The organism is Neisseria sp. P0009.S007, from assembly GCF_051962515.1.
Genome location: NZ_JBQCVF010000010.1, coordinates 9,254 through 17,082 on the forward strand (window position 1 = coordinate 9,254; position 7,829 = coordinate 17,082).

The window sequence follows — 7,829 nt, forward strand, 5'->3', positions numbered from 1 at the left end:
AATGCCGACGGTTCGGTCAATATCGGTGTGAACGATACTGCCTGCGAACCGATGGAATTGACCGTCCCCAGCGGCCAAGTCGTGTTCAATATTAAAAACGACAGCGGCCGCAAGCTGGAATGGGAAATCCTGAAAGGCGTGATGGTGGTGGACGAGCGTGAAAATATCGCCCCGGGTTTATCCGACAAAATGACCGTTACCCTGCTGCCGGGCGAATACGAAATGACTTGCGGCCTGTTGACCAATCCGCGCGGTAAGCTGATTGTTACCGACAGCGGCTTCAAAGACACTGCCAACGAAGCGGATTTGGAAAAACTGTCCCAACCGCTCGCCGACTATAAAGCTTACGTTCAAGGCGAGGTTAAAGAGCTGGTGGCGAAAACCAAAACCTTTACCGAAGCCGTTAAAGCCGGCGACATTGAAAAGGCCAAATCCCTGTTTGCCGCCACCCGCGTCCATTACGAACGTATCGAACCGATTGCCGAGCTTTTCAGCGAACTCGACCCCGTCATCGATGCGCGTGAAGACGACTTCAAAGACGGTGCGAAAGATGCCGGATTTACCGGCTTCCACCGTATCGAACACGCCCTTTGGGTAGAAAAAGACGTATCCGGCGTGAAGGAAATTGCAGCCAAACTGATGACCGATGTCGAAGCACTGCAAAAAGAAATCGACGCATTGGCGTTTCCTCCGGGTAAGGTGGTCGGCGGCGCGTCCGAACTGATTGAAGAAGTGGCCGGCAGCAAAATCAGCGGCGAAGAAGACCGTTACAGCCATACCGACTTGAGCGACTTCCAAGCCAATGTGGAAGGCTCCAAAAAAATCGTTGATTTGTTCCGTCCGCTGATCGAAGCCAAAGACAAAGCGTTGTTGGAAAAAACCGATGCCAACTTCAAACAGGTTGAAGACATTTTGGCGAAATACAAAACCCCGAACGGTTTCGAGCTGTACGACAAATTGAGCGAAGAAGACCGCAAAGCCCTGCAGGCGCCGATTAATGCCTTGGCAGAAGACTTGGCCAAACTGCGCGGCATTTTGGGTTTGAAATAAGATAACGCGTTTTCAGACGGCCTTTGGATATTGAAAGGCCGTCTGAATCTTATTGTCGCCCACACAAATATACTTGAAAACCGACCTTACTTCATACGATTGCAATCTTTCCGTTCCCTGCCAAGGAGCAAATAATGAGCCAAAACAAACAACCGGCACAACCCGAAAAACGAACCCTTTTCAAAACTGCCCTTGCCGCCGGCGCCATCGGCGTTGCCGGTTATTTTGCCGGTAAAAAACAAGGCGAAACCGCCGCTGAGACCCAAAACAACCAACATTCCGAGCTGGCCTATCCGTGCTATGGCGAGCATCAGGCAGGCATCGTTACGCCACACCAGCTCTTCGGCATCATGTGTGCCTTTGACGTTACCGCCAAAGACGCCAAACAACTTGAAAACCTGTTCCGCGCCCTGACCGCCCGCATCGAATTCCTCACCCAAGGCGGCGAATATCAAGACGGCGACGACAAACTCCCGCCTGCGGGCAGCGGCATCCTCGGCAAACAATTCCGCCCCGACGGACTGACGGTTACCGTCGGCGTCGGCAGCAGCCTCTTTGACGACCGCTTCGGCCTCAAAGACAAAAAGCCGAAACACCTGCAGGAAATGCGCGACTTCCCCAACGACAAACTCCAAAAATCTTGGTGCGACGGCGACCTCAGCCTGCAAATTTGCGCATTCTCCCCCGAAACCTGCCAAGCCGCCCTGCGCGACATCATCAAAAACACCGCCCAGTTTGCCGTCATCCGTTGGAGCATAGACGGTTGGCTGCCTAAAGCCGAACCCGGCGCCATTGCCGCGCGCAATCTTTTAGGTTTCCGCGACGGCTCCGGCAATCCCAAAGTCGAAGATCCCAAAGTCGCCGATCAAGTCCTGTGGACAGGCGTTGCCGCCAACAGCTTGGACGAACCGGCATGGGCGAAAAACGGCAGCTATCAGGCCGTCCGCCTCATCCGCCACTTTGTCGAGTTTTGGGACCGCACCCCGATGCAGGAACAAACCGATATTTTCGGCCGGCGCAAATACAGCGGCGCGCCCATGGACGGTAAAAAAGAGGGCGACACCGCCGATTTCGCCAAAGACCCAGACGGCAAAATCACGCCCAAAGACAGCCATATGCGCCTTGCCAATCCGCGCGATCCGGAGTTCATGAAAAAACACCTGCTCTACCGCCGCGCCTTCAACTACTCGCGCGGCCTCGCCGCCAACGGCCAGCTCGATGTCGGCTTGGTGTTCATCTGCTATCAGGCCAACCTTGCCGACGGCTTCATCTTCGTGCAAAACCTGCTCAACGGCGAGCCGCTGGAGGAATACATCAGCCCGTTTGGCGGCGGCTATTTCTTCGTCCTGCCGGGTGTCGAAAAAGGCAGCTTCCTCGGCAAAGAGCTTTTGGGCGTATAAATCCGCCGATGGTTTGAATAGATAAAAAGGCCGTCTGAAACCTGATTTCCAGATTTCAGACGGCCTGAGTTTTTTCTATCAAACCAAATGTTCTGCCAAGAAAGCCAATGCGTATTCGACGGCTTGCGCCCTTACTGCTTCGCGGTCGCCTGTGAAAAGCGCGGTTTGCTCAAACGAGCCTTCGGGCGTGGTCAGGCCGAACCAGACTGTGCCGACCGGTTTGGCCGCGCTGCCGCCGCTTGGGCCGGCGATGCCTGAAATACTCAAGGCGTAATCGGCTTGCGCGACGGCCTTTGCGCCGCGTGCCATTTCATAGACGGTCTCGCGGCTGACCGCTCCGTGTTTCAGCAAAGTATCGGGCATGACGCCGAGGCGGTCTTGTTTGGCTTGGTTGCTGTATGTGACGAAGCTTTGATGAAACCACTGCGAGCTGCCGGGAATGGAAGTCAGCGCACCTGCAAGCAGGCCGCCGGTGCAGGACTCGGCGCAGGTAACGGTTTGACGGCGGCTGGTCAGGTGTTCGGCGATGGTTTGCAGATGGGACATGGCGGCTCCTTATGGAAAAGGGTGGAATGGGGCGGGCGTTTGACCCGCCGGGTTTCAGACGGCCTGAAAGCTGAAATCAGGCTTTCGGCTGAATGAGGTGGACATCACATTGTGGGAATGGGATGTTGATGTTGGCGGCACGCAGGTTTTCAACCACTTGCTCGTTCAGGGCGAATCGGAACGGGCCAAGATTTTCTTCTTGTGTCCACGCCCAAAGGGTAATTTCGATGGCGCTGTCGCCAAGGTTGGTAATGTATACGACGGCAGGTCGTTCTTCGGTTTGAACACACAATGGATGCTCGGTTGCCGCTCTCAATACGGCGGCTTTGGCGGCTTTCAAGTCGCAGGCGTAGTCGACGCCGACAACGACTTGGGCGCGGCACAGGGGCAGGGAGGAGCGGTTGGTGATGCTGTTGGTCATGACCACGCTGTTGGGCAGGACGACTTCTTCGTTGTCCGGCGTACTCAAAGAGGTCTGCACCATTTTGATTTCGCGGACGATACCTTCAAAACCGTTGACACGGATAAAGTCGCCGACTTTAAATGGGCGGAACAGGATAATCAGCGCGCCGGCGGCGAAGTTGGACAGTTGGTCTTTCAAAGACAAAGCCACGGCCAAGCCTGCGCCGCCGATCAAGGCGGTAACGGAAGTGGTCGGGATGCCGAGTTTGCCCAGTGCGGCGATGATGACGAGGATCAGCAGGCCGATGTTGGCGACGTTGCCGAGGAAGCTGACCAGTGTTTTATCGACTTTGGCGCGTGTCAGCGCAGCTTTCATCAGTGTTACTAAGCGCGTGGCGATCCAGCGGCCGATAAAGAAGATGGCCAAGGCGGCCAGCAGGTTCATGCCGAAAGACATGCCGGTTTGGGCGAGTTGTTCCCAGCCGGAGAAGGAGGAGAGGACTTGAAGATCGAAATTCATAATTGTGTGTGCGTGTGAAGTTGTTTAAAAGGTTATTGTAAAACAAGGCCGTCTGAAAAACTAATGATTTGTTTTTTCAGACGGCCTTGATGTGTTTTTAAGTTTTTCGGTTTAACGTAAAACAGTTTTGCTCCAACGGCTCACCCATTGTTTTTGTTTGGTGTTGATGTCGGCGCGATTGGGGGAATCGCTGTGTTTTGGGGTTTGGGCAAACTCGAATACTTTGGGCAGCGGCGTGTTTTTGGCAGCCGGATAGACCCACATTTCGGCAGGCAGGGCTTTTTGCACTTCGCCGCTTTGCAGCCAGCTCACCAGTTTGGCCGCCAGCTCGGGTTGTTTTGCGCCTTTCAAAACGGCCGCGCCTTCAACTTGGCGGAATGTGCCGCCTTTGAGGAAGAGGTTGCCGGTGGGTGGGGTGCTGTATTTGCCTTTGGAGTAGTGGACTTCGGCCGCCGGGCTGGTGGCATAGCTGACCACGAGGGGATAGGCACCGCCGTTTTGGGTAAAGTCGGTGTAGTAGGCTTCGCTCCAGCCTTTGGCGACTTTCACGCCGTTTTGGCGCATTTGGGCCCACCATTTGAATGCGCCTTCTTCACCCATGCCGCCGATGTTGGCCAAGAGGAAGGAGAGGCCGGGCGAAGATGTGGCGGGAGACGGGGTTACCAGAAGGTTTTTATATTCCGGTTTGGTCAGGTCTTGCAGGGTTTGCGGCAGGGGCAGTTTTTTCTGTTCAAACCATTTTTTGTCGTAGTTGATGGCGACATAGGCGTAATCGACGGCCAGCGCATCGGGCAGGGAAGCGGTCACAGGCGCGGATTTGGGTTGGCTGGCGGCGAGGATGCCGGCGGCTTTGGCTTTGCCGATGTTGGCGTTGTCCAAACCGTAAACCGCATCGGCAATCGGGTTGGCTTTGCTCAAAATCAGCTTGTTGAGCATTTCGTTGCCGCTGCCTGCCTTGATGACGGACACTTTGGCATCGTTGGCTTTTTCAAATTGCGCGATGACAGATTGGGGTAGGCTGAAGGATTTGTGCACGGCCAGACGCACTTCGGTTTGGGCGTACAGGTTTGCCGAAGCCAGCAACAGGGCCAAGGCGGACAATTTCAGTTTCATTCTCTTTCCTTTGTACGGGTAAAATACGAAATATCATAACAAAATCTGCATATCAAGGCACGATATGAATTATTCCCCCGTTTGGCTGTTTGACCTCGACAATACTTTGCACAATGCCGAAGCCGGCATTTTCTACATCATCAACCGCGCCATGACCGAATACATGGCAGGCCGTCTGAAGCTTTCCGAAGAAGCCGCCTCCCACCTGCGCCAAGATTATTGGCACCGATACGGCGCGACGCTTGCCGGTTTGCAAATCCACCATCCCGAAGTCGATATCGATGAATTTTTGCGTGAAAGTCACCCCCTTAAGCAAATTTTGGCAAAGGTGGAGGGTATGGATGGAACTGATGACGTTTTAGGCCGTCTGAAAGGGCGAAAAGCCGTATTTTCCAACGGGCCTTCGTTTTATGTCCGCGCATTGGTTGAAGCCTTGGGCTTGGAAGCGCATTTTGACGGCTTGTTCGGCACGGACGACTTCGGCCTGCTCTACAAACCCAATCCGCAGGCCTATCTCAACGTCTGCCGCCTGTTGGGCATCAAACCCGAACAGTGCATTATGGTGGACGACAGCGCCGACAATCTGCACCAAGCCAAAGCCTTGGGCATGAAGACCGTTTGGTACGGCGAAAAAGCCCATCCGTTGCCATTTGCCGACGGCATAGCGAAAGATATGCAGGGCTTGCTTGAATTTTGCACAAAACTGCCGTGAAGTTTTGAAAAAACAAGTACAATACACGGTATTGCCTACATTTAAAAACAAGGACAACATCATGCGTAAACTCGCTTTAATCCTGACCGCCGCCGCCGTTTTGGCCGGTTGCTCTTGGGAAACCTACACCAATGAATCCGGCCGTACCGCCGTACGCCAAAAATATGCTACCGGCACACCTATCGTTTATCAGGACGGTACTTATTCTAAAAACATGAATTACAACCAGTTCCGCCCAGAGCGCCGCGCCGTCCAATCCAATCAAGCGGATCATGCTGAACACGGCGAACGCGGCCAACATTGGCAAAAACCGCAATTTGCCAACCAACAGCCAGCAACCGAATAACAATATCCCCAAGGCCGTCTGAAACGGAGTGAAAAATAACCAACACTTGTTGCCCCACTTTTCAGACGGCCTCAAACAACGACAACGGAAACCGTATCATGGCTCAGACAGCTTTAAATATCGTCATCCTCGCCGCCGGCAAAGGCACGCGCATGTACTCCAAAATGCCCAAAGTGCTGCACCGCATCGGCGGCCTTCCCATGGTTGAGCGCGTTATCGACACCGCTGCCTCCCTGAATCCCCAAAACATCTGCGTCGTCATCGGCCACGGCAAAGAGCAAGTCTTGGACACCGTCAAACGCGATGTCGTTTGGGTTGAACAAACCGAACAGCTCGGTACCGGCCACGCCGTCAAAACCGCCCTGCCGCACCTGTCTGCCGAAGGCCGCACGCTGGTGTTGTACGGCGACGTTCCCCTGATTGACGCAGCCACCCTCGAAACCCTGCTCGAAGCCGCAGGCAGCGAAGTCGGCCTGTTGACCGACGTGCCTAACGATCCGACAGGTTTGGGCCGTATCATCCGCGACAGCAACGGCAGCGTAACCGCCATTGTCGAAGAAAAAGATGCTGATGCCGCCCAAAAAGCCGTAAAAGAAATCAATACCGGCATTTTGGTTTTGCCCAACGCCAAACTCGAAACTTGGTTGAACAGCCTTTCCAGCAACAATGCCCAAGGCGAATACTACCTGACCGACCTCATCGCCAAAGCCGTTGCCGACGGTATTAAAGTTCATCCCGTCCAAGTCCGCGCCTCCCATCTGGCCGCCGGCGTGAACAACAAACTCCAACTGGCCGAACTCGAGCGTATTTTCCAAACCGAACAGGCGCAAGAATTGCTCAAAGCAGGCGTCACCCTGCGCGATCCAGCACGTTTTGATTTACGGGGCCGTCTGAAACACGGACAAGATGTCGTGATTGACGTCAACGTCGTCATCGAAGGCGAAGTCGAACTCGGCGACAACGTCGAAATCGGTGCCAACTGCGTGATCAAAAACGCCAAAATCGGTGCCAACACCAAAATCGCGCCATTCTCCCATTTTGAAGGTTGCGAAGTGGGCGAAAACAACCAAATCGGCCCATACGCCCGTTTGCGTCCGCAAGCCAAACTGGCCGACGACGTACACATCGGCAACTTCGTCGAAGTCAAAAATGCCTCCATCGGCAATGGTACCAAAGCCAACCACCTCACCTACATCGGTGATGCCGAGATCGGCAGCAAAACCAACTTCGGCGCCGGCACGATTATTGCTAACTACGACGGCGTGAACAAACACAAAACCGTCATTGGCGACGAAGTGCGCATCGGTTCAAACTGCGTACTGGTTGCCCCCGTTACCCTCGGCAACAAAGTGACGACAGGCGCGGGCAGCGCGATTACCCGCAACTGCGAAGACGGCAAACTCGTTCTCGCCCGTTCGCGCCAAACCGTCATCGAAGGCTGGGTGCGTCCGGAAAAAGGCGATAAGAAGTAAGGCCGGTCTTTTATTTGTTTTCAGACGGCCTTGAGAAACATAAAAGGCCGTCTGAAACCTAGATTTGCCATTTCAATGAATATAAAACGGCGTTTTCCGACTGCCGCTTTCGGGAGCCGGAGCAGCAGTCATTTTCTCAAACTTTTGATACTAAGGAACTTAATATGTGCGGTATCGTAGGTGCTATTCGCGCCAATCACAATGTAGTCGATTTTCTGACCGACGGTCTCAAACGCCTTGAATACCGAGGCTACGATTCGTCGGGTAT

The 7,829-nt window shown here is 54.1% G+C and carries 8 protein-coding genes; 5 read left to right on the plus strand and 3 right to left on the minus strand.

Annotation, left to right across the window (positions count from 1 at the left end):
• Positions 1-1,050, plus strand: a 1,050-nt coding sequence (gene efeO, locus ACTHS3_RS02370; protein ID WP_440367036.1) for an iron uptake system protein EfeO, incomplete at its 5' end; no start/stop codon positions are given.
• Positions 1,051-1,184: 134 nt separating this feature from the next.
• Positions 1,185-2,450: an iron uptake transporter deferrochelatase/peroxidase subunit gene (gene efeB, locus ACTHS3_RS02375; protein WP_440367038.1), complete on the plus strand. Its 1,266-nt coding sequence runs from the start codon at positions 1,185-1,187 to the stop codon at positions 2,448-2,450.
• A 78-nt stretch (positions 2,451-2,528) separates the two neighbouring features.
• Here the strand turns inward: efeB and ACTHS3_RS02380 are convergent, their stop codons facing one another.
• From ACTHS3_RS02380 to ACTHS3_RS02390, 3 genes are all read right to left on the minus strand, one after another.
• Positions 2,529-2,996 (minus strand): CinA family protein, encoded by a 468-nt coding sequence (locus ACTHS3_RS02380; protein ID WP_039861904.1) that lies wholly within the window; start codon positions 2,994-2,996, stop codon positions 2,529-2,531.
• Between the two features lie 76 nt (positions 2,997-3,072).
• Positions 3,073-3,918 carry a mechanosensitive ion channel family protein gene (locus ACTHS3_RS02385; RefSeq protein ID WP_070624847.1) on the minus strand — a complete coding sequence of 282 codons (846 nt, stop codon included), beginning with the start codon at positions 3,916-3,918 and terminating at the stop codon, positions 3,073-3,075.
• Positions 3,919-4,029: 111 nt separating this feature from the next.
• Complete coding sequence (locus tag ACTHS3_RS02390) at positions 4,030-5,031, minus strand: thiamine ABC transporter substrate-binding protein (RefSeq protein WP_070624845.1); 1,002 nt, start codon at positions 5,029-5,031, stop codon at positions 4,030-4,032.
• A gap of 64 nt (positions 5,032-5,095) precedes the next feature.
• Here ACTHS3_RS02390 and ACTHS3_RS02395 point away from each other — a divergent pair, with 64 nt between their 5' ends.
• From ACTHS3_RS02395 to glmU, 3 genes are all read left to right on the plus strand, one after another.
• A complete protein-coding gene (locus ACTHS3_RS02395; RefSeq protein WP_070624843.1) occupies positions 5,096-5,743 on the plus strand; it encodes a pyrimidine 5'-nucleotidase in 648 nt (215 codons plus the stop codon).
• A gap of 61 nt (positions 5,744-5,804) precedes the next feature.
• Entirely contained in the window at positions 5,805-6,089 is a 285-nt protein-coding gene (locus ACTHS3_RS02400; protein WP_003686634.1) for a membrane lipoprotein lipid attachment site-containing protein, read from the plus strand.
• A gap of 98 nt (positions 6,090-6,187) precedes the next feature.
• Positions 6,188-7,561: a bifunctional UDP-N-acetylglucosamine diphosphorylase/glucosamine-1-phosphate N-acetyltransferase GlmU gene (gene glmU, locus ACTHS3_RS02405; RefSeq protein WP_070624841.1), complete on the plus strand. Its 1,374-nt coding sequence runs from the start codon at positions 6,188-6,190 to the stop codon at positions 7,559-7,561.
• Positions 7,562-7,829 lie beyond the last annotated feature (268 nt).